We start from the raw sequence: 25,273 nt of genomic DNA, 5'->3' as shown, positions 1-25,273 counted from the left end.
GCGGCATGAACGGCGTGCTCGGCTGGCAGGAGGGCATGGGCATGCCGATGCGTCCCCTGATGAGCGTGATGGAGGAGGCCGACGTACGTCCCCTCAGTGCGGAGCACGCCGGCCTCGACGTGGCCATCGGTGCGCCCGACGACGTCCGTCCCGGCGAGCCGACCACGCTGACCGTGACCGTGCGCGACGCCGAGACCGGTGACCCGGTGGGCGACCTCGTCCGCACCCACCAGGTGTGGATGCACCTCATCGTGACCCGCGCCGACCTCGGGACCTTCGCCCACCTCCACCCCGAGCGCACCGACCAGGACGGCGTCTTCACCGTCGAGGCGACGTTCCCCACCGCCGGCACCTATGCGCTGCACACCGAGATGCGCCGGCAGGGTGAGCTCTCCGACGTCATCGCCGAGCAGGACCTCACGGTCGCAGGCGACCCGCCCCCCGCCGTGCCGATGCCCGCCGACGACGTGCGCGAGGCCACCGTCGACGGCGTGCGGATCACGCTGGAGGGCGAGGCTCACGTCGACGACGTCAGCGACTTCACGCTGGGGTTCGCCGACGTCGAGACCGGCGCGCCGGTCTCGGACCTCGAGCCCTACCTCGGCGCGGCCGGCCACGTCGTGGTGATGCGCGAGGACGGCACCCGCTTCGGCCACCACCACGCCGAGACATTCGACGAGGACGGCGATCCGGTGCTCGCACTGCCCGGCACCGAGTTCGGTCCCGAGCTCGACCTGCACGCGCGGTTCGAGGTCGCCGGCGCCTACCGGATGTGGGCGCAGTTCCGCCTCGGGGACGGCACGGTCGTCACCGCGCCGTTCGTCGTGCACGCGGGCTGACGCGGCCGCCCGCTGTAACGCCCGTTCACCCCCTGTTTCCACCCCGCTGCACCGCCGTGGGAGGAGGGGGTAACACGGCGTTACAGCAGGCGGGGCCGAGGCTCAGTCGCAGTTGTCGCAGACCCCGGTCGGCGGGATCGTCATGAAGCAGGTGGGGCACACGGTCGGGGTCGCCGACTCGCGGGCGCGCTTGCGCTCGCGCACGATCCGCTGGTCGAGGCGTGGGGAGAGTGCGGCGTGCCCGCCGCTGGCCGGCATCGCCGCGCCCGCCCAGCGGTAGCACTCCATCCTGGCCTCGGCCGCGTGCTTCTCGCGGGCGACCTCGTCGGTGATCGGCTCGGCGCCGCTGAGGCGGAGCACCTCGTCGTAGTCGTCTCCCACGGCGCCGGTCTGGCGGTGCACGACCAGGGCCGTCAGCGGCGGCTCGCCCTCCAGCGCGTTGATCGACGCCACCTGGGCGAGCACGCGGCTGAGCCAGTAGTGGGGGCTCTTGCTGGACCGGATGCCGCTGAGCTCCTGGACCTGGGTCGCGAGGTCGGTGCGGTCGATGAGGGCGTGGTAGGTGCCTGCGGCGACGGTGAGGATCTCGCGTGCGGCGACGGCCCAGGCGTCCTCCGCCTCGCCGGGCGGCACGGGGTCGGGGGCCTCCTCGCTGTCCGTCGGTCGCCAGTGGGTGGTTCGCTCGACAGTCATGCGGTGTCCGTCCCGGGCCGGGGCGCGTCGTCGTGGTCGTACGACGTCGCCTCCGGCGTCCCCATGCAGCCTAGGCCTCCGAACCCCGCCCGACGATTCCCCGCCATCCGGACGGTAGGCTGGCCCCGATGAGCGCCGAGGACTACTGCGAGCTGTGTGATCTGCCCAAGTCCACGTGCATCCACGGCAACCCGCCGCCACCCCCGCCGCCCACGGTGCGCAAGGCGCCGGCCACGCGCACGACGGTGCGTCGGTCGACGGCCACCTCCGGATCCGGTACGTCGCGCGCCGCGGCCGCCCCGGCGCCGGCCCGGGCGGTGCGGCACCGGTGGACGCAGCCGGACACGTTCAAGCCGGTGATCGTCGCGGTCCTCACGGAGGCCGGGGGCGAGCTCGACCAGGACGACGTCTTCCTCGAGCTCGAGGTCCGCATGGAGGAGCAGCTCACCGAGGCCGACCGCGAGTTGACGCCCGAGGGCGAGCTGCGGTGGCGCTACGCCGCACGGCGCGCCCGGCAGGCGCTGGTCGCCGAGGGCTCGATGACCAAGGGACGCCCCGGGATCTGGGCGCTGGCCTGATGGCCCGGGCGGGGGAGCGGTCGCCGTGGAGGAGCTGAACGTCTTCGGGTCGCCCCTCGAGCCCTGTGGCACCGACCCCGTCACCGGGTTCTACCGCGACGGCAGCTGTCGGTGCGGCCCCGACGACCTCGGCCTGCACGCCGTGTGCGCGGTGATGACCACCGAGTTCCTCGACCACCAGCGCTCGATCGGCAACGACCTGACCACGCCGCGGCCCGAGCTCGGGTTCCCCGGCCTGCACCCCGGCGACCGGTGGTGCGTCGTGGCGAGCCGCTGGCTCGCCGCCTACGAGGCCGGCGTACCGGCGCCCGTCGTGCTGGCCTCGACCAGCGCCCGTGCGCTGGAGGTCATCCCTGCGGAGTTCCTCGACGAGCAGGCCGTCGACGTCCCCGACGACCCCGGCGCCCTGCTCTGAGCTCGGGGACCATCGCCCCTCAGGGGACCACCGAGGTGCCGGGCGCGAGCGGCCGGCGGCCGGTGAGGGCGAGCAGCACGTCGACACCGAGACCCAGGCGCAGGGCGCTCGCGCTGGCCAGCGCGAGGGTGTCGGCGAGCGCCTCGGCCGGCGGGGTGAGCTCCACCCCGGTCGCCTGTGCGATGTCGAGGCTGTGCACGACCAGCTCGAAGGTCCGGGTCGGCAGGTAGTCACTGACGCGCATGCCGCCCGCGGCCGTCTCGACGACCGCATCCTCGCCCTCGAGCATGTCGAGTGCCAGCTCGGCCTCGTCGCGGGCGAGGCGCAGCGCCGCCATCGGGTCCTCGCCGAGCGCCACGCCGGCCTCGATGCCGCGCTGGTGGATGGCGTCGCGAGCGCTGCCGTGCGCGATCCGGCTGACGGCCGCGAAGTACGACGCGGCGTCGGCCGCGTCCACCTGCTCCGCGCGGGTCTGCAGGTAGGTCGAGACGGTCACCAATGAGCGGGCGGTGTGCCCGATCAGCGCCCGGAGGTCCCAGGCGCCGAGCCCCGGCTCGGCGTACCGCTCCAGCGGGACCTGCTCCACCAGGTCGAGGAACGCGGTGGCGGCCTCGGCGTAGGTGCTCCGGGCGCTGTCGAGCGGGGCTGGGGTGGACATGGCCCCATCGTGCGCCGCCGGTGCGTCCCGCCGTCAGGATTCCCGCTCGTCGAGACGCCCCCTCGGCCGCCCAGGTGGTTGACGGTTAATCGGACGCGGTCTCCCAGGGTGGCGCGGCACCATGGTGACCATGGACCATCGGCTCGCGGGCCGCCGCTCGCGGCACTCCCTCGATCGCCAGGAGCTCGCGGAGCGCCTGGCCGAGCTGCGCCGTCGCCAGCAGGCACAGGTCGAGCTCGACCTGCGCCTGCTCCGCCACCGCTGAGCCGTCCGTCGGGCCGCGACTCGCCGGTCCAGTCCAGGCCGGGATTCGCCCCTCGGAGCGGTGTGGCCCCCTAGCCTCTGACGCATGACCGAGAGCAACGACTCCACACCCCTCGAATCCCAGAGTGCATCGGTGCCGCCGCCGTTCGGCGAGGCCGCTCCGGCTCCCGCGGCGGCCCCCGCCGCCCCGGCGTACGCCGGCCCGACCCACGCCGCTCCCGCCGCCGGCCCCATCGGTCAGGTCCGCAGCACCGGGACCTGCATCCTGCTCACGATCGTGACGCTCGGGATCTACTCGTGGTTCTGGTACTACAAGACCCACGACGAGATGAAGCGTCACACCGGTGAGGGCATCGGCGGCGCTGTCGCGCTGATCCTCGCGATCTTCGTCGGCATCGTGAACCCGTTCCTGTCCTCGAACGAGGTCGGCAAGCTCTACCAGCGCCGCGGCCAGCAGGCGCCGGTCACCGCCGCCACCGGCCTGTGGTTCCTGCTGCTGGGCTGGTTCTTCCTCGTCGGCGCGATCGTGTGGTTCGTCAAGACCAACAACGCCCTCAACGAGTACTGGAAGTCCCAGGGCGCTCAGGGCTGAGCCTCAGCCGAGAGCATCAGCAGCCGGGTCAGCAGGTCTGCCGCCCCGGCCACCTCGTCCCGATCGCCGGTGACGAGGAGATCCATCAACAACCCCCGAGCAGCGCCGAGGGCGAGGCGCGCGTGCGCCTCGCTCTCGGCCTCGGGGATGCCGAGCGCCACGCACAGCCCGGCGACCGACGGCAGCCAGGACGCGATCAGCTCCTCGCGCAGGGTCGCCGCATGGGGCTTCCCCTGCATCGCGTGCGCGGCCAGCTCGAAGAACAGCGGTCCGTAGCGCAGCGTCGCCTCGACGGTCTGCTCCCAGTACGCCGCGGCCGCCTCGCGCGGCTCCAGCCCGGCGTCGTACGTCGCGGTCATCACCGTGCGCTGGCGCGCCTCCACCTCGCGCGTGACCTCGGCCAGCAGGCCCTCGCGCGACCCGAAGTGGTAGATCAGCATCCGGTGGCTGGTGCCGATGGCCTCGGCGATCGCGCGCAGGCTCGTGTCGCCGACGCCGTGCTGACCGAAGTGGTCGATGGCGGCGTCCAGCAGCCGCTCGCGGGGAGTCACGCCGACGCGTGACCCGTGACCCGGGCGTCCAGGCTCGAGGCCTCGAGCTCGATGTAGCGCTGGGTGAGCCCGCGCCACACCCACGCGGCCACCGCGCCCATCGGTCCGAGCTGCTCGATGCCGAGCGTCACGAGCGCACCGTCGCCGTCGGCCACGACCTCGTGGCGCCCGATCGTGCGCATGCCCGGACCGGTGGCCTCCCAGGTGAAGCTCCGCCCGGCGACGAGCTCGGTCACCTCCCAGGTCGCCTTCGGCAGGCGGGGCTGGCGGACCTCGGCGCGCGAGCCGAGGCGCAGCGGCCCCTCGTCGAACCGTCGCACGCTGTCGATCGTCGGGGTCCACTCCGGCCAGCGCGCCACGTCGGAGAGCACCGCCCAGACCTCCGACGCCGCAGCGTCGATGTGGCGGGAGGTGGTGAAGATCCGCTTCATGTACCAGATGGTACACACGCGCTCGTCCGTCGGCCACCCATCGGGCGGCGGCAGCGGACCGCTACGGCCGGCCGGAGAGCTCGGCCACGAGTCGCTCGGCGTCGGGCGTGCGCACCAGCACCTCGTCGTACGCCGAGCCGCGCAGCCCCAGCCGCACCGCCGGCTCGCCGCGGCGCAGGTCGACCAGCTGGCGGTGGCCGCGCCGGTGCCAGGTGCCGAGCAGGCGCCGGCGGGGGAGGCCGAGGCCGACCCTGAGGCCGCGGACCTCCGACCACGACTGCACGAGGGCGGCCGAGGTGATCGAGGAGCGGGGGACCTCCAGGTCGCCCATCACCCCGAGCACCTTCTCGGCGCGGGTGAAGCGCACCGACAGGGTCTCGCCGTCCAGACGGACCTCGCTCATGTCAGCACCTCGATCTCCTCGTTCAGCCGCGCTCCCCGCAGCAGCTCCAGGTCGTCGCCCGACCAGAACCGCCCTGGATCGTAGTAGTTGGTGGGCCGCTCCCCGTCGAGCAGGCCCATCGCCGTGTAGGTCGCCGCGACCACCTCGGCGCAGTAGGTCAGCTCGGGCGGCGCGGGCCGGCGTACGCGGCCGCGTGCCCAGCGCCCGATCAGCGCGGCGGTGGACGGGAACGGCGTGCCGTCCAGGCGCGCGATCGTCTGCATGACCGCGTCCTCCATCGCGGGCGTGATCGTCACGTCGAGCTGGCGCAGCCAGGCCCGCTGCTCGTAGCGGCCGGTCCACTGCTCGACCGCGGCGCGCAGGTCGTGCAGCTGCACGCCGCGGTGGTGGCTGTTGGTCCACACGTCGAGCAGTCCCTTGCCGAGCTCGGCGTGCCACATCAGCGGCGGCAGGTCGTCGAGGACGATCGCCATGCCGACGTGGTTGACCGGCGCGTTGGTGAGGACCCGGATAGCGTGGTCGGCGGCGGAGTGGCCGCGGAACAGCCACAGGTCGCCGGTGCGGGTCAGCTCGACGGCCTGCTCGAGGGCGAGCGCTGAGCGGGACGGGCCGGTCGGGTGCGTCCTGGACGTCATGGAGAGGAGTCCTCGTGAAGCTGTGGAAGTGGCTCGGGCTGGCGGGCGTGGCCGGGGTGGCCGCCACCGGGGTCATCATCGCGCGCGACCAGCGCCAACGCGCGCACCTCACGCCCGAGCAGGTCCGCGACCGGCTCCGCGACCGCCTCGACTCCCGTGTCAGTGCGGACGGGAGCACGCCTGGACCAGGTGCACCACGCCGCTGACCACCCCGATCGCCGATCCGATCACGCCGATACCGAGCAGCAGGTGGACGAGCAGGCCCCAGCCCGACCAGTCGTCGGCCGTGTCGAACGGGTAGACCTGCCACACCCGCGTCGCGACCACCACGCCGACCGCGGAGGTGACGACCTCGCCGAGCGCACGCAAGCCCTGCGGGTCCCAGGCGACGTACGTCGCGAACAGGACCAGGTGCACCACGATCGAGGTGTTGACCCAACCGACCACCCGGTCGGTGTCCGCGGTCAGGAACGGCACGACGTCCCAGCCACCCGTTGATCGCGACCAGGCAGAGCGCGTCGAACCCGACGGTGCCGACGTACCCGGTGCGCCGGGCCGCGGCCGAGCGCGGCCGCTGGCGGCTCGACGACCGGGAACGGGCCGCCGCGGTCGCCCGGTCGGTCACGAGGAAGCACTCATTGGGAGCGAGGCCGGGTCGGTGCCCCCCAGATCGAGCCGGAACGGCGGGTACTCGTCGGTCATCAGCGCGACGTAGGCCGCGACGCGCAGGCCCCAGCGGTTGAGGCCGAGCACGATGTCGAAGATCGAGTGGGGATAGCGGCCGGTGAACAGCAGCACGACGGCGGCGATGAGGACGAGCAGGCCGATCAGTCCCGTGCCCCACAGCGCGGGAGAGCCGCCGTCGTTCGACGCGGACCAGCCGGCGCCCATGAAGAACGCGATCACCAGGTAGTGCGGGATCGCCAGCAGCCACCACTTGACGAGGACGAGGCCGCGCGAGAGGTGCTGGGGGTAGTCGATCCGGAGGTGGGCGGGGTAGTCGGCCTCCTCCTGCAGGGAGAACGGCGGGTAGCGGTCGGTGCCCAGGGCGCTGTAGCTGTAGTAGCCGACCCGCCAGCACCACCGCAGCACCCCGACGTTGAAGTCGAAGATCCCCCGCGGGTAGCGCCCGGTGAACAGGATCGCGAAGAACGCGACCACGCTGAGGACCGCGAAGGCGATCCAGAGGAAGAACAGCACGACGACGTGCGGGATCGCCAGCAGCCACTTGACCAGCCACAGCCCACGGCTGAGCGGCTCCTGGAGCGTCGCGTCGACGCGGACGGGGTACGCATGGGTGCTCATGGGTCCAGGCTCTGGTCCCGGGCCGGTGAGGGGCAGAGTCCCGGGTCCGCGGGACGTACGGACCTTGTGCCTCGGAGCCGTCGGTGCTCCCGGTGACCGCCCACTCCAAGTCGCCTCACAGCCGGCTCCAAGCGGGGACGCCCACGATGGGCGTGCCCGCCAGCGAGGCGGGTCGCACCGAGGAAGGAACAGACCCGAGATGAGGTCCATCGCGATCGAGCGCCGCCACTCCTGGCGTTCGCTCTCCCACGAGGACAAGCAGCGCCGGCTCCAGGAGCTGCGGCTGCGTCACCAGCACCTCGTGCAGGTCGAGATGCTGCGCCTGCAGCAGCACCTGCGCTAGGGCAGATCGGGGCGGACAGGTCGCTGCCGGCGACCAGGTGGCCGCCGGCAGTGGGGGAGCCGTCAGCTGTCGCCGCGGACGACGGGCACCTTGGCGCGCGGACGCTCCTCGCCGATCGGGACGACGACCTCGAGGATCCCGTCGCGGTAGGTCGCCTGCACCGACGCGGCGTCGGCACCGGGCGGCATCCGCAGGCTGCGCGAGAACGAGCCGTAGCGGAACTCGCTGCGGTTCTTCTCCCGCGTCTCCTCGCGACGCTCACCGTGGATCGTCAGGTAGTCGCCCTCCACGCTGACGTCGATGTCCTTCTCCGGATCAACGCCAGGCAGCTCCGCGCGGACGACGTAGGACCCGTCCCGCTCGAACTCCTCGACCCGCACGAACCGGTCGACGTCTCGCAGTGCGAGGCTCGGGCCGGACTCCAGCCAGTCGACCATGTCGGCGAGGCGGTGGGAGGCACGTACGGCCATCGTGGACATGCCATCTCTCCTTCCTGCTGCGCCTCATTCGCCTCCGGCACCCACCACGATGCCGCGGCGTGGTCCACGTCACCAGGGTCGCGGTGCCGGAGGGCGGGAGGAAGAAGGTCACTGGCCGCGCCGCCGGGCCGGCACGTCAGGGCAGCGGGTCGACCTCGTCGTACCCGCTCACGCCGGCGGCGAGCAGCCCCAGGTGGTGGTTGCCGTCGCCGAGCAGGTGGTCGAGGGCGGTGAGCCGGCTGGTGTAGCTGCCCACGCTGTACTCCGAGGTCATGCCGATGCCGCCGTGCAGCTGGATCGCCTCCTGGCCGATGTGCCGCCCGGCCCGGCTGACCCGCAGCGCGGCGCGCGAGGCCGCCACCGAGGTCTCCTCGCCCGAGCCGCCGTCGAGCACCATCGTCGCCCACACCGCCATGCTGCGCGCGAGCTCGAGCGAGACGTACATGTCGGCGGAGCGGAACGTCAGCGCCTGGAAGGTGTTGAGCGTGACCCCGAACTGCTTGCGGCTCTTGAGGTAGGCCGCGGTCAGCTCGAGCGCGACCTCCATCAGCCCGATCGCCTCGTTGCACGCGGCGACCCGCGCGGCGTCGAGCACGCGCGTCACGATGCCGGTGCGGTCCTCGGCGGCACCGAGCGGCGTCGCAGGCGTGGCGTCGAGCACGACGCGCGCGGCGCGGCCACCGTCGTGCGTGGGATAGCCGTCGCGTACGACGGCGCTGCCGCGCACCACGAACAGCCCGGTGCCGCCGTCGGGCAGCGCGGCGCTGACGACGAGCACGTCGGCCCGCGCGCCGTGCAGCACGGGCTCCTTGACCCCGCTCAGCGTCCAGCCGTCGCCGGCCCGCTCGGCCCGGACCGCCTCCGCGGTCGGGGCCCAGCGCGAGCCGGGCTCGGCGTGGGCGAACGCGAGCACCAGGTCACCGGAGGAGAGCCCGCCCAGCAGCTCGGCCTTCTGCTCCTCGCTGCCGGCCTCGGCGACCAGGCCCCCGGCCAGCACGACCGAGGTGAGGAAGGGCTCGGGCGCGACCACCCGGCCCAGCTCCTGGGACACGATGCCGACCTCGATGGCGCCGGCGCCCATGCCGCCGTACTGCTCCTCGAAGGGCAGCCCGAGGACGCCCATCTCGGCCAGCTGCTGCCACACGCTCTCGCTGAAGCCGGGGTCGTCGGCCACGGCGCGGCGGCGGTTCTCGAAGTCGCCGTACGCCTTGCCGACCAGGCCGCGCACGGCCTCCCGGAGTGCCTGCTGCTCGTCGTCGTAGGTGAAGTCCATGGCGCGTGCTCCTCCCCGGCTCTCTCAGAGTCCCAGGATCGTGCGGGCGATGATCTGGCGCTGCACCTCGTTGGAGCCGCCGTAGATCGAGGCCTTGCGGAAGTTGAGGTAGATCGGTGTGGACCGCCGGGTCCACCAGGGCAGGTCGGAGTCGTCGTCGGCGCCGCTGGCCAGCGAGGCCGGGCCGGCCAGGTCGACGACCAGCTCGGTCACCGCCTGCTGCAGCTCGGTGCCCTTGAGCTTGAGCACCGAGGACGCCGGGTGCGGCTTGCCGTCGGCGGAGTGTGCCACCACGCGCAGGGCGGTGAGCTCGAGGGCGAGCAGCTCGTTCTCGATCTCGGCGAAGCGCGCGGCGACCAGCGGGTCGTCGAGCAGCGGGCCGGCCCACTCCTTGGCCTGGGCCAGGTGGCGCTTGGTGGCCCCGACCGGCGCGACGCCGACCCGCTCGTTGCCGAGCAGGAACTTCGCGTAGTCCCAGGCGCGGTTCTCCTCGCCGACCAGGTTGTCCAGCGGCACCCGCACGTCGGAGAACCACACCTCGTTGACCTCGTGACCGCCGTCGATCAGCTCGATCGGACGCACCTCCACGCCCGGTGAGGTCATGTCGATGAGCAGCATCGAGATGCCGGCCTGCTTCTTCGCCTCCGGGTCGGTGCGCACGAGGGTGAAGATCCAGTCGCCGTACTGACCCAGCGTCGTCCAGGTCTTCTGCCCGTTGACGACGTACTCGTCGCCGTCGCGGACCGCGGTGGTGCGCAGGGACGCCAGGTCGGACCCGGCGTCGGGCTCGGAGAAGCCCTGCGACCACCAGATGTCGAGGTTGGCGGTCGCGGGCAGGAACCGCTCCTTGAGCTCTTGGGAGCCGAACTGCGCGATCACCGGCCCGATCATCGTGGCGTTGAACGCCAACGGCGCCGGCACGAACGCGCGCTGCATCTCCTCGTGCCAGATGTGGCGGCGCAGCGGTGACCAATCCCGCCCGCCCCACTCGACCGGCCAGTTCGGCACGGCGAGCCCGTGCTCGTTGAGGATCCGCATGCTCGTGACGAGGTGGTCCTTGGTCGGCTCGCGCTGGTCGCGGACCGCGTCGCGGATCTCCTCGGGGATCTGGGTGGTGAAGAACTCCCGCATCTCGTCGCGAAACTCGGCGTCCTCCGCCGACAGCGCCAGCTGCATCCGAACCTCCGTCGATCTAGTCGTCGATCTAGCCGTCGATCTGGCCGTCGATCTGGCCGTGGGTCGGCCGTGGGTCGGCCGGTGGTGGGGCAGACGGTACCGGCTGGTACGGAACCGCGCGCTCCCTCGAGCCACCCGGGTGCCGGGCCGTCGGTGCGCCGCCACCGAAGCGGCCCGCGCGCTACCTAGAGTGCTGGGGTGCGCCGACTGATCCCTTCCCCCGCGATGCTCGTCGCCTGCCTGGCCCTGGTGCTCTCGCTGGGCGGCGTCAGCTACGCCGCGACCCGCATCGGCACCAAGGACATCGCCAACAACGCGATCACGAGCGTGAAGATCAGGGACGGTGCGGTCGGACCCGCCGACCTGAGCCAGGCCTCGCGCGACACGCTGTCCGTGCGTGCCTACGGCTACGTGCCGTGGAAGGGCGACGACGTCGTGGCCCTCGAGGCCGCCCGCACCCGCGGCTTCTCCTCGGTGACCCGACCGCTGACCGGCGTCTACTGCCTGACCCTGACCGACGCGAGGATCGACCCGACGACCGTCGCGCCGATCGTCACCGTCGACTGGGACAAGTCCGCCGGGGCCAACCTCACGGCCTACGTCAGCGTGTCGGCGGCCGGCTGCCCCGAGGGCAGCGACCTCGCGGTGCGCACGTTCTCCTTCGTCGCCGGCAAGCCCTACAAGCCCTCCAACACCGTGGGTTTCACGGTCCTGGTGCCCTGACCAGCCGTCGGACCGGCGGCCGCGTGGTCGTCGCGGGGGTTGGGTACCGGCCGGTCATGTCCGCTCTCGACGCCCCCGCGCACGTCCTCGCCGCAGCCGGCGGCACCCTGCTGGCCGCGACCACCCGGGCCGTGGCCGCCGTGCGCCCGGTCGCCAAGCCGCTGCACCCGCGCGGTGAGGTGGTCCGGGGACGGCTGTTCCGCGCGGGCGCGGTGCCGACGACCGGGGTGGCCTGGCTCGACGAGCCCGGCCAGGACGACGTCCTCGTGCGCCGGTCGCGCGCGATCGGGCTCCCGGGGTCGGTCCCGGACATCCACGGCCTGGCGGTGCGGGTGCCGCGGCCCGACGGCGGCCACGGCGACCTGCTGCTGGCCTCGACCGGGTGGGGGCGGCTGACCCGCTTCGTGCTGACGGCGAGCCGCTCGCCGCAGGGCCGTCCGATGACCACGCTGCTGCCCTACCGCACCCCGCGTGGCCCGGTCCTCATCGGCGCGCGGGCCACCGGCGAGGAGTCCTTCGAGCTGGCCGTGGCGTCCCCGGAGGGGGAGTGGACCCGGTTCGCCGAGCTGCGGCTCTCCGCGCTGCCCGCCGGCGACCCCGAGATCTCCTTCGACGCCGTGGCCCACCAGATCCCGGGCCTGGAGCAGTACGACGCCGTCGAGCGGTTGCGCGAGCCGGCGTACCGAACCGCTCGCGCCAGCCGCTCCGAATAGCCCCCGATGGCCACCACCCCTCGCGCGCAGCTCCTCGACAACCACGTCCCGCGACACCCCGCGGGCGTCGTGCTCGTCCTGCACGGCGGCGCCAGCCGACCGGGTCGTCCCGAGGTCAGCCCGGCGCAGCTCTCGGTGCTCCGGATGCTCCCGGTCGCCGCCCGGGTCGCCCGGGCGGGTCGCGGTCGCCTGGCGGTGCTCCGTCTGCTGAACTCCTCGCGCGGCTGGGACGCCTCGCACACGCCGGTCGACGACGTCGCCTGGGCGATGGCCCGGGTCCGGGAGCGTCTCGGCGAGCTGCCGACCTGCCTGGTCGGGCACTCCCTCGGCGGGCGAGCCGCCCTGCTCGCGGCCGGGCAGCCCGGAGTGCGTGGCGTCGTCGCGCTCAATCCGTGGCTCTACCCCGACGACCCGCGTCAGCCGGTCGACCTCAGCGGCCGGCGGGTGCTGTTCGTCCACGGCACCGACGACCGGGTGGCGCCGCCCGAGCGCGCCCGGGCGGTCGCCGACCGTCTGGCGCGCCGACCCGACGTCGCCGAGGTCGGGTACGTCGAGGTGCCCGGCGGTCGGCACGCGATGCTGCGCCACGGCGCGACCTTCGAGCGCGCCGCTGCGCGGTTCGCGGTCGACACGCTCCTCGGCGAACCGGGCTCGGCGGCCGGGGTCAACGCTGGTGCTCGATCCTCATGGCGGCGGCCGCCTCGTCGATGATCGCCCGCATCGCCCGCTCGGCCGCGGCGGCGTCGCCCAGCCGGACCGCCCGGGCGACCTCGTCGTGGAGTGCGATCGCCTCGGGGTTGGGACGGGCCGGCATCATCCCGTGGTGGGTGCGGCCGCTGAGCACCTCCTCGACCACGTCGTCGAGGGCGCCCAGCATCTCGTTGCCGCTGGCCTCGAGCAGGGTGCGGTGGAACAGCGTGTCGGCGCGCAGGTAGGCCTCGAGGTCACCCGAACGGCCGTGGACCACCATGTCGGAGACGGCGGCCGCCAGCACCCGGCACTGCTCGCCGTCGGCCCGCTCGGCGGCCAGGGCGGCGGCGACCGGCTCGATGCCACGGCGCAGCTCGGAGAGGGAGACCAGCTGCGCGGCGCGGTCCTCGCTGTCGAGCCGCCACCGGATCACGCGGGGGTCGAAGACGTTCCACTGCTGCCGGGGCTGGATCGTGATGCCGACGCGGCGACGCGAGGCGACCAGCCCCATCGACTCCAGCACGCGGATGGCCTCGCGAGCGACGCTGCGCGAGACGCCGAACTCGCTGCCCACCGCCTCGAGCGTCAGGACCTGGCCGGGCTTCGCTGCCCCCGAGGCGATGCGCGCGCCGAGGGCCGAGAGCACGCTCGCGTGCTGCCCGAGCGGGGGTGAGATCGTCACGCCGACCAGCATCCCACCCGGGGGACCCCTCCGAAATAGGCAGGCGAATTTCGCCTCATGTCTTGCAAACGTATGACGAATGAGCGCACGATGTGAGTGCGGCCACACCGCCTCACCCAGGGAGTACCCCATGTCCCAGCCTCCACCCGCCGGCCCGCCCGGCGGCCCCCTCGCAGGTCCGCTCGTCGGCCCGCTCGTCGTGATGGGCGTGTCCGGTTCGGGCAAGTCGACGGTCGGCGCAGCGCTCGCGCAGCGCCTGCGCGTCCCCTTCGCCGACGCCGACGACTTCCACCCGCCGGAGAACATCGCCAAGATGACCGCCGGTCACGCGCTCGACGACCAGGACCGCTACCCCTGGCTCGAGAGCGTCGGGGCGTGGCTCGCCGCGCACCCCGACGGCGGCGTCATGAGCTGCTCGGCACTCAAGCGCAGCTACCGCGACCAGCTGCGCCACCACGCGGCCGGTCTCCGGTTCCTGCTGCTCGATGGCAGCCGTGAGGTGATCGCCAAGCGCCAGGCCAGCCGTCCGGGCCACTTCATGCCGCCGGCCCTGCTCACCTCCCAGTTCGCGACCCTCGAGCCGCTCGAGCCCGACGAGGACGGCGTCGTGATCGACGTCGACCAGAGCGTCGACGCGATCGTGCAGGGATACGTGGACACCGTCACCCGATCCGAGGAGTCCTGATGACCGCCAACGCCCTGCTGCCGATGGCCGGCACCGACCTCGTGGAGCCCGTCGCCGACGGGTGGCAGCTGATCCTCGCGGCGCTGGCCGCGATCGCGTTGATCGTCGTGCTGATCACGCTCGTCAAGCTGCACCCGTTCCTCGCCCTCATCCTCGGCGGCCTGACCGTCGGCATCATCGCCGGGCAGAACGTCAATGACGTCCTGGCCTCGCTCACGAAGGGGATCGGCGACACGACCGCGGGCGTCGGCGCCCTGATCGCCCTGGGTGCCATGTTCGCCGTGCTGCTCGCCGAGTCGGGCGGCGCCGACCAGATCGTCGACACGATCGTCGGGCGCGCCTCCGGTCGGATGCTGCCGTGGGCGATGGCCGCGGTCGGCGCGATCATCGGCCTGCCGATGTTCTTCGAGATCGGCCTCGTGTTGCTGATGCCGGTGATCTACCTCGTCGCCCGGCGCGCCCGCGTCTCGCTGATCACCGTCGGCATCCCGGCGCTCGCCGGCCTCTCGGCGATGCACGGCTTCGTGCCGCCCCACCCCGGACCGGTGACCGCGATCGACTACCTCGACGCCGATCTCGGCGTGACGCTCGCGCTGGGCATCCTGGTCGCGGTCCCGACGATCATCGTCGCCGGCCCCCTCTTCGGTGGCCTGGCCGGACGCTGGGTCGTCGTGGAGCCACCGCACACGTGGGAGTCGGAGGAGCGCGACATCGCCCGACGCCCCTCGTTCGGCGTCACCATCGCCACCGTGCTGCTGCCGGTGGTGCTGATGCTCGGCAAGGCCGTGGTCGACATCGTCGTCGACGACCCCGAGGACCGGCTGCAGCAGACCGCAGACGTGATCGGCAACCCGTTCGTCGCGCTGCTGATCGCGGTGCTCGTCGCGATGGTCACCTTCGGCCGCGGGAGCGGCATGGACCGGGGCCGGATCTCCGACACGGTCGGCAGCTCGCTCGGCCCGATCGCGGGCATCCTGCTGATCGTCGCCGCGGGCGGCGGGTTCAAGCAGGTGCTCGTCAACACCGGCATCGGCACGCTGCTGGCGGACTGGGCGCGGGACGCGAACTTCTCGGTGCTGCTGCTCGCCTGGGTGCTCGCCGTGCTGATCCGCCTCGCCACCGGCTCCGCGACCGTCGCCACGATCACCGCGAGCTCGCTGATGATCGGCCTGGTGGAGGGCATGTCGTCCGGCGAGACCTCGCTGGTCGTGCTCGCGGTCGGTGCCGGCTCGGTGTTCTTCTCCCACGTCAACGACGCAGGCTTCTGGCTGGTGAAGGAGTACTTCGGGATGAGCGTCGGCCAGACCATCAAGACCTGGTCGCTGATGGAGACGGTGCTGTCGGTGACCGGCCTGGTGATGGTCCTGTTCCTCGGGATCTTCATCTAGGACCGGCCGCAGAGCACGATGGCCCGCCGGGATCTCCCGGGGGGCCACCGTGCGCCCAGGGACTCAGTCGACGTCAGATCCCGGCAGCGCTGCGCCCGGCACGTCCGAGGGGAGGTAGATCCTCGCGTCCCCCGGGTACGGCAGGTCCCAGTGGTGGGTCTGGTACCACGTCCACCGGTTGAACAGCTCGGGGTTGGCGTAGTCGGCCTGCGCCCGTCGTCCGGTGAGGTGCTGCCGCTGGGCCCACTTCTCCCAGGCCAGCGACGTGGAGGCGTAGCGATGCGGGACCGGCCGGGCCGGGGCGACCGCGTGCGGACCGGACGGGCTGTCCAACCCGCACGCCGGAGCGGTCGCGATGTTCTCGGTGAGCGGCACCCGGTTGGCCCGTGCCGTGTACGGCGTGAGGTCAGGCCTGCGCTCGAAGGCGTCGTACATGGGCGTGGCCGCGGCGACCTTCTGGTTCAGCGGCTCGGCGCCGAGGATCTGCTCGATCGTGCGGACCATGTTGATCTGCGTGTAGTAGGTCGAGACCGTCCGGCCGTGCACCGCCCAGGGGCTGATGACCTGGATCGGGGCCCGGTGCCCGTCGACGTGGTCGGCGCCGTTCTGGCTGTCGTCCTCCACGACGAAGATCGCCGAGTCCTTCCAGTACTTGCTGTGCGAGATCGTGTCGACGACCTTGCCGACGGCCACGTCGCCGCTCGCGACGTTCGAGCGCGGTGACACCGGGCCGCCGGTGTGGTCGTCGGAGAGCCACACCATCTGGAAGTCCTCCGGCCCGTTGGCCACGAAGTCCTGCTTCCAGATCTGGTAGCGGTACAGGTCGGGGATCTGCATGTCGAACGGCGGTGCGGTCGGCACGGTGATCTCGTTGAGCGAGGGGATGGGCGAGCCGTAGTTGCCGCGCAGCTCGGGCGTCGTCAGCTGGGCGGGATCGCCGCCGTTCTCGACGTCCTGCGCGGCGCAGTAGTACTGCTGCCAGGTCGAGCCGGCCGGCTTGCCCTCGGTGTAGATGAACTCGCCGAAGTTCTTGGCGGTGTGGCCGGCGGCCTGGACCGCGGTCCACAGGAAGCCCGAGCGCTGGTGCCCGAGGACGTCCTCCTCCGTGTCGTAGCTGCGGACGTACTCCCCGGCGCTCGACTCGGTGTACTCCGGGTTGTCACCCTGCATGATCCAGTTGTGACCCTCGGCGGAGTTGGTGCCGGTGTCGTAGGTGTTGTCGTAGAGGCCGAACTGCCGAGCGAGGGCGTGCAGGTTGGGCGTCACGTCCTCGCCGAACTGCGCCAGGCTCGCGTCGCCGTTGCCCTCGGGCATGTCGCCGTGGACCTGGTCGTAGGTGCGGTTCTCCTTGACCAGCATGAACACGTGCTTGATGGTCGAGGGATCCCCGATGCGCCGCGGCACCGGGACCGCGCGGGCCCGGTGGCCCGTGGCGTGCGCGACGTCGGTGTCGGCGTGGCCCCAGCCGTTCTGGGCGAACACCGCCGGCGTGTAGGTACGCCGGATCGCGGTGTCGCTCGGCAGCGTGAACCGGGCCAGGGACGCGGTGGTGCCGTGCGTGCCGTGGCCGGTGGCCGGGGTGGTGCCGTAGCCCTTGTCGAAGGTGATGAGAGGTCCGCGGGCGTCGACGCCACGCCGGTTGGCCACCACGACCTGGTCGCCGACCGTGAAGAGGTCCTCGGGGTAGTAGTCGGTCGGGACGAGACCGACGTAGCTGACCGGGTCGAGCGCGCTCTCGCCGAGCCGGTAGACGGCGATCGCGTTGGCGCGACCGAGGCTCACCAGCAGCCGGCCGTCGTGGACGGTGACAGCGTCGGGGGCGTAGCCCACCTCCGAGCTCTGCCACGGCTTGGTCTCGATGGTCTGCACGACCGCATCGGTCGTGGTGTCGACGACGGAGACGGTGTCGTCGTCGGTGTTCGCGACGTAGAGCGCGTCTCCCTCGACGTGCAGGGCGGTCGGGTGCAGCCCGACGTCGATCTGCCCGACGGCGGCGTCGGGGCGTGCGGTGTCGATGACGCTGAGCACCCCGGTGGTGGAGGTGCCGAGCTCGGGGTCGGCGGGGACGTCGGTCCCGTAGGAGTCGATCGTGGTCTCGCCGGGCCGAGCGGCCCGGCCGCCCTCGTCGCTGACGTAGATCCGGCCGTCGACGACCGTGAGCTGGCGCGGCGCGATGCCGACCGGCCAGGTCCGCTGGAGCGTCCCGGCCGCCGGGTCGATCGCCACGACCGAGTTCTGCCCGTTGACCGCGGCGTACAGCGTCGTGCCGTCGGCGCTGAACGCCATCCCCGCCGTCAGTGCCTTCTCGCCGTCGGCGTCAGGGATCGCGATCTTCGTGCCGGCGCCCAGGGTGCCGTCGGGGTTGACGGGGAACCGCGTGATCCCGGTGGCGTTGGGCATGAAGAGGAAGGTGCCGTCGGGTGAGTAGACCGGGCCCTCCTGGCCGACGGTGTTGTCCGACAGGCGCCGGTCGACGCCGGCGGCGGTGCCGCCGCGCCAGATGAGCTCGTAGGACTCCAGGTCGAAGATCTGCAGCGAGACCGACCGGTCGTTGGCCGTCGCGGCCAGGAACCGACCATCCGGGCTGACCGTCGAGCCCATGAACTTGCCGTACGGCGTCATCAGCCGCTCGCCCAGCGGCTCGATCATCTGGTCGGAGGAGATCTGCAGCCCGCCGGCGTACTCCTGGCCGACCTGCGGATCGACGAGGTGGTCACCGAACCCGGCGGTCGTGCCGTAGGCGGCGACACCGCCGACGGCGACCAGGCTGAGCACGCCGGCGACGACGCCGAGCGAGCGGGTGGGGGCGAGGCCTCGGGTGGGCCTCGCCACGCGGTTGCGCGACACCTTCATTGCTGTCCTTTCGTGGGGGTATCGAGCAGGTCGACGACGCCGTCGAACTGCCACAGCGGGTTGGGGGCGTCACCCGCGGGGCCTCGGACCTGGAAGAACCCGTTGACCTCCTTGGGGCCGTCGCCGTCGGCGACGAACCGTCCCTCGGGACGTACGTCGAGCTGGTAGACCGCGGTGCCGACCGCGGTGCTGCCGGGGAGCGTCCAGCGGACCGTGCACCGCCAGCCGCTCCCGGCACCCTCGTCCTCGACCAGGTCGCCGCCCTTGTCGCACTCGGCGCTCGCCTGCAGCTCGTCGACCGTCACGGCGGGACGGTGGAGGCGCTCGGTCTGCAGCACGTAGAGGTTGGCGAACGAGCGCGAGACGGCGTCCTCGAGCTTGGGTCGGTCGATGCCCGAGCCGGTCGCACCCGTGGTCGTGGCGACCAGCACCGTGGTCAGCCCCGCCAGGCCGACCAGCGGCACCAGCCCGGTGACGAGGAACCGGCGAGCGGAGCCGTCGTTGGCCAGGTCGGTGAAGTCGCGGCGTACGAACAGCCGGTAGGCCAGGAGCGTCGCGAGCGCGGTCCACGACAGGCAGACGAGGAGTCCGATCCAGAGCGCGTCGAGCTGCATCGGCTCGGTGAGCAGCCCCCGGTAGGAGATGAACGCGTTCATCGGCAGCGCGACGCGGAGGGCGACGGGCACCGGCATCACCTGGACGCCCATCAGCACGAGGGCGAGCCCGACCGGCGCCAGCAGCCCGAGCGGGGAGCGCCCCAGCGCGACCGAGCCGAGCAGGCCGACCGCCGAGAAGGCGAGCGTCGGCGCCACGAGCGTGAGCCAGGAGAGCACGACCGTTCGGGCCAGCTCGCCGGAGCCGAGCTGGTGTCCGTCGAGCCCGGGCAGCGGGTGGCTCCCGATCGACAGCAGGCCGCCGGCCGCCGAGGAGACCAGGAGGCAGCCGAGCAGGGTGAGGGTGACCGTCAGCGCGGCGATCGTCTTGGCGATGAAGACCCGGCGCGGGGAGCGGACGGCGACCAGCACGTGGCGCCAGGTGCCGAGCCGGTCCTCGACGGCGAAGATGTCGCCGGCCACCACGCTGGTGAGGAGGGGGAGCAGCAGCGTACCGAGGGACACCAGGATCGTCAGCGAGCCGGCCCAGCCCGACTGGTCCATCAGCCGGCCGTAGACGGCGTCGGCCGGCAGCGAGGTCTGGCGGCTCACCACCGCGGAGTAGAGCGCGGGGGCGACCAGGCAGGCGACGAGGACCAGCCGGATGCGCCACTGCGCGACGAGCTTGACCACCTCGAACCGGACGACCCTCCCCAGGGTGACGGTCTCGGCGCGGACCGGGGCGTCGGCGACGGTCGCGGTCATCGGGGCGGCTCCTCGGTGTCGGCGTCCGCGTCGGCGCCCGTGAGGGCGAGGAAGGCGGCCTCGAGCGGCGAGACCACGGGACCCAGCTCGCGGAGGGCGATGCCCGCCCCGACCAACCGGACGACGAGGTCGTCGAGGGCTCCGCCGGCGCCGCGCACGACCAGGGCCTGGTCGTCCGCCGAGGCTCCGGCCCGCCCGGTGGAGGGCAGCAGGGTCAGCGCCGGCAGGCCGGCGGCGATGCGTCGGGTGCCTGGAGGGTCCGAGGTGACCAGCCGGTAGTCCAGCCTGCCGCTCTCGGAGGCCAGCTTGCTCACCGGTCCGGTGAACACCGCCCGGCCCACGGACAGCAGCGTGACCTCGTCGCAGAGCGCGGCCAGGTCGTCCATCCGGTGGCTCGAGAGGAGCACGGTGGTCCCGTGGTCGGCGAGGTCGGCGAGCACCTCGTGGACCCGTCGCTTCCCAGCCGGGTCCAGGCCGTTGGCCGGCTCGTCGAGTACCAGCAGCCGCGGATCGCCGAGCAGCGCGGCGGCCAGTCCGAGCCGCTGGCGCATCCCGAGGGAGAACCCGCGGACGCGGTCGTCGGCGACGTCATCGAGCCCGACGCGCTCGAGGAGCTCCTCGACCTGGGCCCGTCGGCCCTGGTCGTGCCCGCGGAGCCGGGCGAGCGTGGTGAGGTTCTGGCGGGCGGTGAGCGTCGGGTAGAGCCCGGGGCCGTCGACGAAGCCCGCCACGCCGCCGGCGCGCGTGGCGCCCACCGCAGACCCGAGGATCTCGAGCGTGCCACCGTCGACGGCCGCCAGGCCGAGCACGAGGGCCAGCAGGGTGGTCTTGCCGGCGCCGTTGGGCCCCACGAGGCCGTGGATCTGGCCGGCCGGGACGTCGAGGTCCACGCCGTCGAGGGCGATGACGTCGCCGAAGGTCTTGGTCACCGTCCGCGCGCGGACAGCGGTCGTCGGCCGCATGGAGCACTCCTGGATCCCGAGAGAGGCGCCGCCCGGTGCGTCCCGCGGCGGCCATCCGCAGAGGAACGTAGGAGTGGCGGGCGACGGGGGCGGGTCGGGATGCCGAACGGCGTGCGAACAGGTCAGGGCCCGACGGGGACGGCGCCGGCCGGAACACCGGGGGTGGTGGCGTCGTTGCACTCCCATGAGCGACAGAGCGGTCCTGGTGCCCGACGAGCGGCACCCGATCACGATCACGCCCACCACCGGCCGGGTCGTCGTGACGGTCGGTGAGCGGATGGTGGCCGACACGGGAGCGGCGCTGACCCTCCAGGAGGCCGACTATCCGCCGGTGCAGTACGTCCCCCTCGGCGACGTGGACGCCGAGGTGCTCGAACGCAGCGACCACACGACGTACTGCCCCTACAAGGGCGATGCGTCCTACTACAGCCTCGTCGCCGACGGCCAGACGCACGACAACGCGGTGTGGGCCTACGAGGTGCCGTACGACGCGGTGGCGCCGATCGCCGGCCACGTCGCGTTCTACCCGGACGTCGTGGACGTGCGCGTCTATCCCAGCGTCTGATCGAGGGCGTAGAGGTAGCGGCTGGTCGGCACCAGGTCGAGGTCGCGGTCGGCTCCGATCCGGGCCACGCTGGCCATCAGCTCGGTGAGGCGACGGTGGAGCTCGGCGTCGTCGCCGCCACTGCCGTAGAACGCGTGCATGTCGGTGGCACCGGTGCTCGGGAACAGCTCTTCGACGATCGCGTCGACGCGCGGGGCGTCCGGTGTGAGCGCCTCCAGCACGACGTTCTGCACGTAGCCGAACGTGGCCTGGGTGCGGATCGCGATCGGCGTGTGCTCGACCATCCAGCGCCGCAGCCACTCCGCGTGGGCGAGCTCGTCGGGCCGGCGCAGGATCGCGACGTTGCTCAGCGCGTCGGCCCGGCTGCCGTCCCACGACTCCGGCGGGTCGAGTCGTCGACGCTCGTCGACCCGCCAGCCGTGGACCGTGGGCGCGACGGTGGCCAGGGCGTCGAGGACCGGGCCGGGGTCGGCGTCCCAGGTGCTCACGACGGCGCGCACCGGCTCGCCGGTCGGGATCCGCATCGCCGCAGCCACGTGCTCGTCGTCGACGTTGACCTGGAGGCGGCGTACCCCCGCAGCCGCGAGGCGCTCGTGCAGGGCCGGGTCGTGGAGGTCGCCGATGGTGCCGGACAGCAGGAACACGTTCTTGCTCACGGTCGGCACCGTAGCGGTCCGAGCGTCAGGCGCTGAGGGACAGGCCGATCTCGTCGAGCGGGAGCGGCACGACGTCGGTGTCCGTGGCCAGGTGGACGACCTCGAGCCGGACGCCGCCGAGACGCCCGGCTGCGTAGAGGAAGCCCGCCCATGCGCGGTCGGAGGCGCTGACGGCCGAGCTGCCCGGCCGGGTGCGCAGGAACGCATAGCTGTGGCCCGGGTCGGCGCTGTCGAGGTCCTCGAGCAGCGCGGCGAACGGCTCGGGATCGTCGGGGGTCAGCTCGGCCTCGGCGATCTCCAGCAGCCGGGGGACCGCGCGGCCGTCGGGCTCGAGCCGCAGCATCCAGATGCTGGAGTCGGCGAACCCGAGGGGGTGCATGAGGTCACGCCAGACCTGCTCGAGGTCGGCCTGGGTGTGGACGAAGGGGCGATACGGATCGGTCATGCGGGCAGCCTGCCCCGATCCGCGACCGTGCGCGGCGCTCCTCCACAGGCCCCGGCCGCTCGAGGTCAGCGCGCCGAGCGGTAGACCTCCACGGTGCGCTCCGCGATCGCCGCCCAGCTGAAGTCCGAGATCGCCCGCGCCCGTCCGGCGCGGCCCATCTCGTCGGCGCGTGCGGGGTCCGATACGACCTCGATCAGTGCGGCCGCGAAGTCGGCGACGTACCGATCCGGGTCGAGCGGGGTGCCGGTGCCGTCTCCTGCCTGCTCGATCGGCACGAGCAGCCCGGTCTCGCCGGGCACGACGACCTCGGGGATCCCGCCGGTGGCCGTGGCGACCACGGCGGTCTCGCACGCCATCGCCTCGAGGTTGACGATGCCGAGCGGCTCGTAGATCGAGGGGCAGGCGAACGCCGTCGCGGCGGTCAGCAGGGACACGACGTCGCGCCGGGGGAGCATCTCGTTGATCCACACGACGCCGGCCCGGGTCGCGCGGAGCCCGTCGACGAGGCCCTCGACCTCGGCCAGGATCTCGGGGGTGTCCGGGGCGCCGGCGCACAGCACGATCTGCACCTCGGGCGGGAGGGCCGCGCAGGCGCGCAGGAACAGCGGCAGCCCCTTCTGCCGGGTGATCCGGCCGACGAACACCACCGAGGGACGCTCGGGGTCGACGCCGAGCTCGCGCACCCGGGCGGGGTCGCGAACCGGTTGCCAGTCCTCGGTGTCGATGCCGTTGTGGACCACGTGCACCCGGGCGGGGTCGACCGCGGGATAGGACGCGAGCACGTCGTCGCGCATCGCGGCGGACACCGCGATCACCCCGGCGGCACCCTCGTAGGCCGTGCGCTCGGCCCACGAGGAGATCGCGTAGCCGCCGCCCAGCTGCTCGGCCTTCCACGGCCGCAGCGGCTCGAGCGAGTGCGCCGTGACGACGTGCGGCACGCCGTACAGGAGCGAGGAGAGGTGGCCGGCGAGGTTGGCGTACCAGGTGTGCGAGTGCACGAGGTCGGTGCCGGCGCAGCCGTCGGCGATCGTCAGGTCGACGCCGAGCGTGCGCAGCGCCGCGTTGGCGCCGGACAGCTCGGCGAGGTCGGCGTACGACGACGTGCGGTCCTCCGCACGCGGCGCGCCGAACGCGTGCACGTGGGTGTCGAGGTCGTCGCGGGCCCGCAGCGCGCGGACCAGCTCGGCCACGTGGACCCCGGCGCCGCCGTAGATCTCGGGCGGGTACTCCTTGCTCAGCACGTCGACTCGCACAGGTGCGAACCTACTCGCCCCCGCGACCCTCACGTGGGCGCTAGCGTGGGCCCATGGCATCGATCTCCCGGAAGAACGTGCTCGTGATCTGTCTTGCCGGGGGCGAGGGCAAGCGGTTGATGCCGCTGACCGCCGACCGGGCCAAGCCGGCCGTGCCGTTCGCGGGCATCTACCGGCTGATCGACTTCGCGCTCTCGAACGTCGTCAACTCGGGCTACCTCAAGATCGTGGTCCTCACGCAGTACAAGTCCCACAGCCTCGACCGGCACGTCACCCAGACCTGGCGGATGTCGACGATGCTCGGCAACTACGTCACCCCGGTGCCGGCCCAGCAGCGGGTCGGCAAGCACTGGTACCTCGGCTCGGCCGACGCGATCTACCAGTCGCTGAACCTGATGCGCGACGAGCGGCCCGACTACGTCGTGGTGGTGGGTGCCGACCACGTCTACCGCATGGACTTCCACCAGATGGTGAAGGCGCACGTGGCCAGCGGTGCCGCGTGCACCGTCGCGGCGATCCGCCAGCCGATCGAGCTGGCCGACCAGTTCGGCGTCATCGACGTCCACCCCGACGACCCCTCGAAGATCCGCGAGTTCCTCGAGAAGCCGACCGACCCGGTGGGCCTGCCCGACAGCCCCGGGGAGGTGCTCGCCTCGATGGGCAACTACGTCTTCGACGCCGACGCGCTCGTCGAGGCCGTGACCCGCGACGCGACCGAGATCGGCTCCAAGCACGACATGGGCGGCGACATCGTGCCGGCGTTCGTGCGGCGCCAGCAGGCCGCGGTCTACGACTACAAGGACAACGACGTGCCCGGCTCGACCGACCGCGACCGCGGCTACTGGCGCGACGTCGGGACCATCGGTTCCTTCTACGCCGCTCAGATGGACGTCGTCTCTCCGCTGCCGATCTTCAACCTCTACAACTTCGACTGGCCCATCTACACCTCCTACGGCCCGCAGCCCCCCGCCAAGCTCGTGCAGGGCGCGACGGGGGACAAGCCGATGGCCGACGAGGCGGTGCTCTCGCCCGGCGTCGTGATCACCGGCGGCACGGTGCGGCGCTCGGTGCTGTCGCCGTCGGTGCGCGTCGAGACCGGCGCCGAGGTCACCGGGTCGGTGCTGATGAACGGCGTGTCCGTGGGGGCCGGTGCGGTGGTCCGCAACGCGATCCTCGACAAGCACGTCGTCGTCCCGCCCGGTGCCCAGGTCGGCGTCGATCCCGAGGCCGACCTGGCCCGTGGCTTCGTCGTCGAGGACGGCCTGACCGTGCTCGGCAAGGACCAGCCCTTCCCGACCTGACCATCGGCTCACAGCCGATCCGGTGGTCGAGCTCGTCGAGACCGCCGCAGCGTCGGCAGGGCGCCGACCACCGCTGGTCGAGCTCGTCGAGACCCCCGCGGCCTCGGCAGGGCGCTGGCTGTACGTCGGCCTGCGGGTCCGCTCGGGTCGTCGTGGGTGAAAGACGAGGGAGCGTGGTCGCCGTTCGCTGTGGTCACCGCGGGTGGTCATCGTTCGCTCTTGGGCATCAGACCGTGGTGGGTTGCCGTGCTGTGGTCGTCGTCTAGGACCCGGGATTCCTCCTGCCGCATGCCCCACCTGGCCCGGCGCGAGATTTTACTTTCGAGGTTGCCAGATCCCTGTGGATACAGCGTTCTGAGCCCTT

The 25,273-nt window shown here is 72.5% G+C and carries 32 protein-coding genes; 14 read left to right on the top strand and 18 right to left on the bottom strand.

What is annotated here, in order from left to right; all coding sequences use genetic code 11:
- On the top strand, positions 1–839 hold an 839-nt coding region (locus tag Q0L15_RS16245; RefSeq protein ID WP_296605494.1), incomplete at its 5' end, for a FixH family protein.
- Between the two features lie 102 nt (positions 840–941).
- Here Q0L15_RS16245 and Q0L15_RS16240 read toward each other — a convergent pair.
- Positions 942–1,532: a hypothetical protein gene (locus Q0L15_RS16240; protein ID WP_296605493.1), complete on the bottom strand. Its 591-nt coding sequence runs from the start codon at positions 1,530–1,532 to the stop codon at positions 942–944.
- Positions 1,533–1,660: 128 nt separating this feature from the next.
- Between Q0L15_RS16240 and Q0L15_RS16235 the strand changes: the two genes are divergently transcribed.
- Both Q0L15_RS16235 and Q0L15_RS16230 read left to right on the top strand, forming a co-directional pair.
- Positions 1,661–2,110, top strand: a complete 450-nt coding sequence (locus Q0L15_RS16235; protein ID WP_296605492.1) for a hypothetical protein — start codon at positions 1,661–1,663, stop codon at positions 2,108–2,110.
- 25 nt (positions 2,111–2,135) lie between these two features.
- Positions 2,136–2,525, top strand: a complete 390-nt coding sequence (locus Q0L15_RS16230) for a DUF2237 domain-containing protein (protein WP_296605491.1) — start codon at positions 2,136–2,138, stop codon at positions 2,523–2,525.
- A gap of 19 nt (positions 2,526–2,544) precedes the next feature.
- On the opposite strand, the gene Q0L15_RS16225 is transcribed toward Q0L15_RS16230, so the two are convergent.
- Positions 2,545–3,183, bottom strand: coding sequence for a maleylpyruvate isomerase N-terminal domain-containing protein (locus Q0L15_RS16225; RefSeq protein WP_296605490.1), 639 nt, complete (start codon positions 3,181–3,183; stop codon positions 2,545–2,547).
- Between the two features lie 130 nt (positions 3,184–3,313).
- Between Q0L15_RS16225 and Q0L15_RS16220 the strand changes: the two genes are divergently transcribed.
- Both Q0L15_RS16220 and Q0L15_RS16215 read left to right on the top strand, forming a co-directional pair.
- A complete protein-coding gene (locus tag Q0L15_RS16220; RefSeq protein ID WP_296605489.1) occupies positions 3,314–3,448 on the top strand; it encodes a hypothetical protein in 135 nt (44 codons plus the stop codon).
- A gap of 84 nt (positions 3,449–3,532) precedes the next feature.
- The gene (locus Q0L15_RS16215; RefSeq protein ID WP_296605488.1) at positions 3,533–4,039 is read left to right on the top strand and encodes a DUF4234 domain-containing protein; all 507 of its coding nucleotides are present in this window, start codon (positions 3,533–3,535) and stop codon (positions 4,037–4,039) included.
- Here Q0L15_RS16215 and Q0L15_RS16210 read toward each other — a convergent pair.
- From Q0L15_RS16210 to Q0L15_RS16185, 6 genes are all read right to left on the bottom strand, one after another.
- The gene (locus Q0L15_RS16210; protein WP_296605487.1) at positions 4,030–4,590 is read right to left on the bottom strand and encodes a TetR/AcrR family transcriptional regulator; all 561 of its coding nucleotides are present in this window, start codon (positions 4,588–4,590) and stop codon (positions 4,030–4,032) included. The two genes, Q0L15_RS16215 and Q0L15_RS16210, sit on opposite strands and share 10 nt — an antisense overlap.
- The gene (locus tag Q0L15_RS16205) at positions 4,587–5,021 is read right to left on the bottom strand and encodes an SRPBCC family protein (RefSeq protein WP_296605486.1); all 435 of its coding nucleotides are present in this window, start codon (positions 5,019–5,021) and stop codon (positions 4,587–4,589) included. The genes Q0L15_RS16210 and Q0L15_RS16205 overlap by 4 nt, the downstream gene beginning before the upstream one ends.
- A gap of 61 nt (positions 5,022–5,082) precedes the next feature.
- Entirely contained in the window at positions 5,083–5,424 is a 342-nt protein-coding gene (locus Q0L15_RS16200) for a hypothetical protein (protein WP_296605485.1), read from the bottom strand.
- A complete protein-coding gene (locus Q0L15_RS16195) occupies positions 5,421–6,059 on the bottom strand; it encodes a hypothetical protein (protein WP_296605484.1) in 639 nt (212 codons plus the stop codon). The genes Q0L15_RS16200 and Q0L15_RS16195 overlap by 4 nt, the downstream gene beginning before the upstream one ends.
- Before the next feature lie 159 nt (positions 6,060–6,218).
- Positions 6,219–6,536: a hypothetical protein gene (locus Q0L15_RS16190; protein ID WP_296605483.1), complete on the bottom strand. Its 318-nt coding sequence runs from the start codon at positions 6,534–6,536 to the stop codon at positions 6,219–6,221.
- A 144-nt stretch (positions 6,537–6,680) separates the two neighbouring features.
- Positions 6,681–7,364, bottom strand: a complete 684-nt coding sequence (locus tag Q0L15_RS16185) for a DUF4389 domain-containing protein (RefSeq protein WP_296605482.1) — start codon at positions 7,362–7,364, stop codon at positions 6,681–6,683.
- A gap of 199 nt (positions 7,365–7,563) precedes the next feature.
- Here Q0L15_RS16185 and Q0L15_RS16180 point away from each other — a divergent pair, with 199 nt between their 5' ends.
- Positions 7,564–7,707, top strand: a complete 144-nt coding sequence (locus tag Q0L15_RS16180) for a hypothetical protein (protein WP_296605481.1) — start codon at positions 7,564–7,566, stop codon at positions 7,705–7,707.
- 62 nt (positions 7,708–7,769) lie between these two features.
- On the opposite strand, the gene Q0L15_RS16175 is transcribed toward Q0L15_RS16180, so the two are convergent.
- The 3 genes from Q0L15_RS16175 to Q0L15_RS16165 form a co-directional block, all read right to left on the bottom strand.
- A complete protein-coding gene (locus Q0L15_RS16175) occupies positions 7,770–8,186 on the bottom strand; it encodes an Hsp20/alpha crystallin family protein (protein WP_296605480.1) in 417 nt (138 codons plus the stop codon).
- A 136-nt stretch (positions 8,187–8,322) separates the two neighbouring features.
- Positions 8,323–9,459 carry an acyl-CoA dehydrogenase gene (locus Q0L15_RS16170; protein WP_296605479.1) on the bottom strand — a complete coding sequence of 379 codons (1,137 nt, stop codon included), beginning with the start codon at positions 9,457–9,459 and terminating at the stop codon, positions 8,323–8,325.
- 24 nt (positions 9,460–9,483) lie between these two features.
- Positions 9,484–10,635, bottom strand: a complete 1,152-nt coding sequence (locus Q0L15_RS16165) for an acyl-CoA dehydrogenase family protein (protein ID WP_296605478.1) — start codon at positions 10,633–10,635, stop codon at positions 9,484–9,486.
- 198 nt (positions 10,636–10,833) lie between these two features.
- Between Q0L15_RS16165 and Q0L15_RS16160 the strand changes: the two genes are divergently transcribed.
- From Q0L15_RS16160 to Q0L15_RS16150, 3 genes are read left to right on the top strand one after another with little or no spacing between them, the layout of a single operon-like run.
- Positions 10,834–11,358 carry a hypothetical protein gene (locus tag Q0L15_RS16160; protein ID WP_296605477.1) on the top strand — a complete coding sequence of 175 codons (525 nt, stop codon included), beginning with the start codon at positions 10,834–10,836 and terminating at the stop codon, positions 11,356–11,358.
- A gap of 56 nt (positions 11,359–11,414) precedes the next feature.
- Entirely contained in the window at positions 11,415–12,071 is a 657-nt protein-coding gene (locus Q0L15_RS16155; protein WP_296605476.1) for a hypothetical protein, read from the top strand.
- 6 nt (positions 12,072–12,077) lie between these two features.
- Positions 12,078–12,782, top strand: coding sequence for an alpha/beta fold hydrolase (locus tag Q0L15_RS16150; protein ID WP_296605475.1), 705 nt, complete (start codon positions 12,078–12,080; stop codon positions 12,780–12,782).
- Here the strand turns inward: Q0L15_RS16150 and Q0L15_RS16145 are convergent.
- Positions 12,736–13,443: an FCD domain-containing protein gene (locus Q0L15_RS16145; protein ID WP_296605474.1), complete on the bottom strand. Its 708-nt coding sequence runs from the start codon at positions 13,441–13,443 to the stop codon at positions 12,736–12,738. The genes Q0L15_RS16150 and Q0L15_RS16145 overlap by 47 nt on opposite strands.
- Before the next feature lie 130 nt (positions 13,444–13,573).
- Between Q0L15_RS16145 and Q0L15_RS16140 the strand changes: the two genes are divergently transcribed.
- Entirely contained in the window at positions 13,574–14,128 is a 555-nt protein-coding gene (locus Q0L15_RS16140; protein WP_296605473.1) for a gluconokinase, read from the top strand.
- Between the two features lie 23 nt (positions 14,129–14,151).
- On the top strand, positions 14,152–15,516 hold the full coding sequence (locus Q0L15_RS16135; protein WP_296605495.1) for a gluconate:H+ symporter: 1,365 nt from the start codon (positions 14,152–14,154) through the stop codon (positions 15,514–15,516).
- Between the two features lie 63 nt (positions 15,517–15,579).
- On the opposite strand, the gene Q0L15_RS16130 is transcribed toward Q0L15_RS16135, so the two are convergent.
- The 3 genes from Q0L15_RS16130 to Q0L15_RS16120 are packed head-to-tail and all read right to left on the bottom strand — an operon-like array spanning position 15,580 to position 20,689.
- Positions 15,580–18,369: a bifunctional YncE family protein/alkaline phosphatase family protein gene (locus Q0L15_RS16130; protein WP_296605472.1), complete on the bottom strand. Its 2,790-nt coding sequence runs from the start codon at positions 18,367–18,369 to the stop codon at positions 15,580–15,582.
- Positions 18,366–19,727, bottom strand: coding sequence for an ABC transporter permease (locus Q0L15_RS16125; protein ID WP_296605471.1), 1,362 nt, complete (start codon positions 19,725–19,727; stop codon positions 18,366–18,368). Before Q0L15_RS16125 ends, Q0L15_RS16130 begins: the two co-directional genes overlap by 4 nt.
- Positions 19,724–20,689 (bottom strand): ABC transporter ATP-binding protein, encoded by a 966-nt coding sequence (locus Q0L15_RS16120; protein WP_296605470.1) that lies wholly within the window; start codon positions 20,687–20,689, stop codon positions 19,724–19,726. Before Q0L15_RS16120 ends, Q0L15_RS16125 begins: the two co-directional genes overlap by 4 nt.
- Before the next feature lie 184 nt (positions 20,690–20,873).
- Between Q0L15_RS16120 and Q0L15_RS16115 the strand changes: the two genes are divergently transcribed.
- The gene (locus Q0L15_RS16115; protein WP_296605469.1) at positions 20,874–21,254 is read left to right on the top strand and encodes a DUF427 domain-containing protein; all 381 of its coding nucleotides are present in this window, start codon (positions 20,874–20,876) and stop codon (positions 21,252–21,254) included.
- On the opposite strand, the gene Q0L15_RS16110 is transcribed toward Q0L15_RS16115, so the two are convergent.
- The 3 genes from Q0L15_RS16110 to glgA all read right to left on the bottom strand — a co-directional run bounded on the left by Q0L15_RS16110 (position 21,239) and on the right by glgA (position 23,608).
- Complete coding sequence (locus tag Q0L15_RS16110; RefSeq protein ID WP_296605468.1) at positions 21,239–21,910, bottom strand: EthD domain-containing protein; 672 nt, start codon at positions 21,908–21,910, stop codon at positions 21,239–21,241. The two genes, Q0L15_RS16115 and Q0L15_RS16110, sit on opposite strands and share 16 nt — an antisense overlap.
- Before the next feature lie 25 nt (positions 21,911–21,935).
- The gene (locus tag Q0L15_RS16105) at positions 21,936–22,355 is read right to left on the bottom strand and encodes a hypothetical protein (protein ID WP_296605467.1); all 420 of its coding nucleotides are present in this window, start codon (positions 22,353–22,355) and stop codon (positions 21,936–21,938) included.
- Between the two features lie 65 nt (positions 22,356–22,420).
- Complete coding sequence (glgA, locus tag Q0L15_RS16100) at positions 22,421–23,608, bottom strand: glycogen synthase (protein WP_296605466.1); 1,188 nt, start codon at positions 23,606–23,608, stop codon at positions 22,421–22,423.
- 53 nt (positions 23,609–23,661) lie between these two features.
- Here glgA and glgC point away from each other — a divergent pair, with 53 nt between their 5' ends.
- Together glgC and Q0L15_RS16090 are read left to right on the top strand one after the other, a co-directional pair.
- On the top strand, positions 23,662–24,909 hold the full coding sequence (glgC, locus tag Q0L15_RS16095) for a glucose-1-phosphate adenylyltransferase (protein ID WP_296605465.1): 1,248 nt from the start codon (positions 23,662–23,664) through the stop codon (positions 24,907–24,909).
- A 22-nt stretch (positions 24,910–24,931) separates the two neighbouring features.
- Positions 24,932–25,069 carry a hypothetical protein gene (locus Q0L15_RS16090; RefSeq protein WP_296605464.1) on the top strand — a complete coding sequence of 46 codons (138 nt, stop codon included), beginning with the start codon at positions 24,932–24,934 and terminating at the stop codon, positions 25,067–25,069.
- Positions 25,070–25,273 lie beyond the last annotated feature (204 nt).

Source organism: Nocardioides sp. (assembly GCF_024509035.1).
Taxonomy (GTDB): domain Bacteria; phylum Actinomycetota; class Actinomycetes; order Propionibacteriales; family Nocardioidaceae; genus Nocardioides.
The sequence above is the reverse complement of the archived record's forward strand: the minus strand, read 5'-3'. Positions and strand labels throughout refer to the sequence as shown.

Excerpts from the sequence above, each read along its gene's own strand:
- Q0L15_RS16240 (WP_296605493.1), bottom strand. The coding sequence starts at position 1,532 with ATGACTGTCGAGCGAACCACCCACTGGCGACCGACGGACAGCGAGGAG.
- Q0L15_RS16235 (WP_296605492.1), top strand. The coding sequence starts at position 1,661 with ATGAGCGCCGAGGACTACTGCGAGCTGTGTGATCTGCCCAAGTCCACG.
- Q0L15_RS16225 (WP_296605490.1), bottom strand. The coding sequence starts at position 3,183 with ATGTCCACCCCAGCCCCGCTCGACAGCGCCCGGAGCACCTACGCCGAG.
- Q0L15_RS16220 (WP_296605489.1), top strand. The coding sequence starts at position 3,314 with ATGGACCATCGGCTCGCGGGCCGCCGCTCGCGGCACTCCCTCGATCGC.
- Q0L15_RS16215 (WP_296605488.1), top strand. The coding sequence starts at position 3,533 with ATGACCGAGAGCAACGACTCCACACCCCTCGAATCCCAGAGTGCATCG.
- Q0L15_RS16205 (WP_296605486.1), bottom strand. The coding sequence starts at position 5,021 with ATGAAGCGGATCTTCACCACCTCCCGCCACATCGACGCTGCGGCGTCG.
- Q0L15_RS16200 (WP_296605485.1), bottom strand. The coding sequence starts at position 5,424 with ATGAGCGAGGTCCGTCTGGACGGCGAGACCCTGTCGGTGCGCTTCACC.
- Q0L15_RS16195 (WP_296605484.1), bottom strand. The coding sequence starts at position 6,059 with ATGACGTCCAGGACGCACCCGACCGGCCCGTCCCGCTCAGCGCTCGCC.
- Q0L15_RS16185 (WP_296605482.1), bottom strand. The coding sequence starts at position 7,364 with ATGAGCACCCATGCGTACCCCGTCCGCGTCGACGCGACGCTCCAGGAG.
- Q0L15_RS16180 (WP_296605481.1), top strand. The coding sequence starts at position 7,564 with ATGAGGTCCATCGCGATCGAGCGCCGCCACTCCTGGCGTTCGCTCTCC.
- Q0L15_RS16175 (WP_296605480.1), bottom strand. The coding sequence starts at position 8,186 with ATGTCCACGATGGCCGTACGTGCCTCCCACCGCCTCGCCGACATGGTC.
- Q0L15_RS16170 (WP_296605479.1), bottom strand. The coding sequence starts at position 9,459 with ATGGACTTCACCTACGACGACGAGCAGCAGGCACTCCGGGAGGCCGTG.
- Q0L15_RS16165 (WP_296605478.1), bottom strand. The coding sequence starts at position 10,635 with ATGCAGCTGGCGCTGTCGGCGGAGGACGCCGAGTTTCGCGACGAGATG.
- Q0L15_RS16155 (WP_296605476.1), top strand. The coding sequence starts at position 11,415 with ATGTCCGCTCTCGACGCCCCCGCGCACGTCCTCGCCGCAGCCGGCGGC.
- Q0L15_RS16150 (WP_296605475.1), top strand. The coding sequence starts at position 12,078 with ATGGCCACCACCCCTCGCGCGCAGCTCCTCGACAACCACGTCCCGCGA.
- Q0L15_RS16140 (WP_296605473.1), top strand. The coding sequence starts at position 13,574 with ATGTCCCAGCCTCCACCCGCCGGCCCGCCCGGCGGCCCCCTCGCAGGT.
- Q0L15_RS16135 (WP_296605495.1), top strand. The coding sequence starts at position 14,152 with ATGGCCGGCACCGACCTCGTGGAGCCCGTCGCCGACGGGTGGCAGCTG.
- Q0L15_RS16130 (WP_296605472.1), bottom strand. The coding sequence starts at position 18,369 with ATGAAGGTGTCGCGCAACCGCGTGGCGAGGCCCACCCGAGGCCTCGCC.
- Q0L15_RS16125 (WP_296605471.1), bottom strand. The coding sequence starts at position 19,727 with ATGACCGCGACCGTCGCCGACGCCCCGGTCCGCGCCGAGACCGTCACC.
- Q0L15_RS16120 (WP_296605470.1), bottom strand. The coding sequence starts at position 20,689 with ATGCGGCCGACGACCGCTGTCCGCGCGCGGACGGTGACCAAGACCTTC.
- Q0L15_RS16115 (WP_296605469.1), top strand. The coding sequence starts at position 20,874 with ATGAGCGACAGAGCGGTCCTGGTGCCCGACGAGCGGCACCCGATCACG.
- Q0L15_RS16105 (WP_296605467.1), bottom strand. The coding sequence starts at position 22,355 with ATGACCGATCCGTATCGCCCCTTCGTCCACACCCAGGCCGACCTCGAG.
- glgC (WP_296605465.1), top strand. The coding sequence starts at position 23,662 with ATGGCATCGATCTCCCGGAAGAACGTGCTCGTGATCTGTCTTGCCGGG.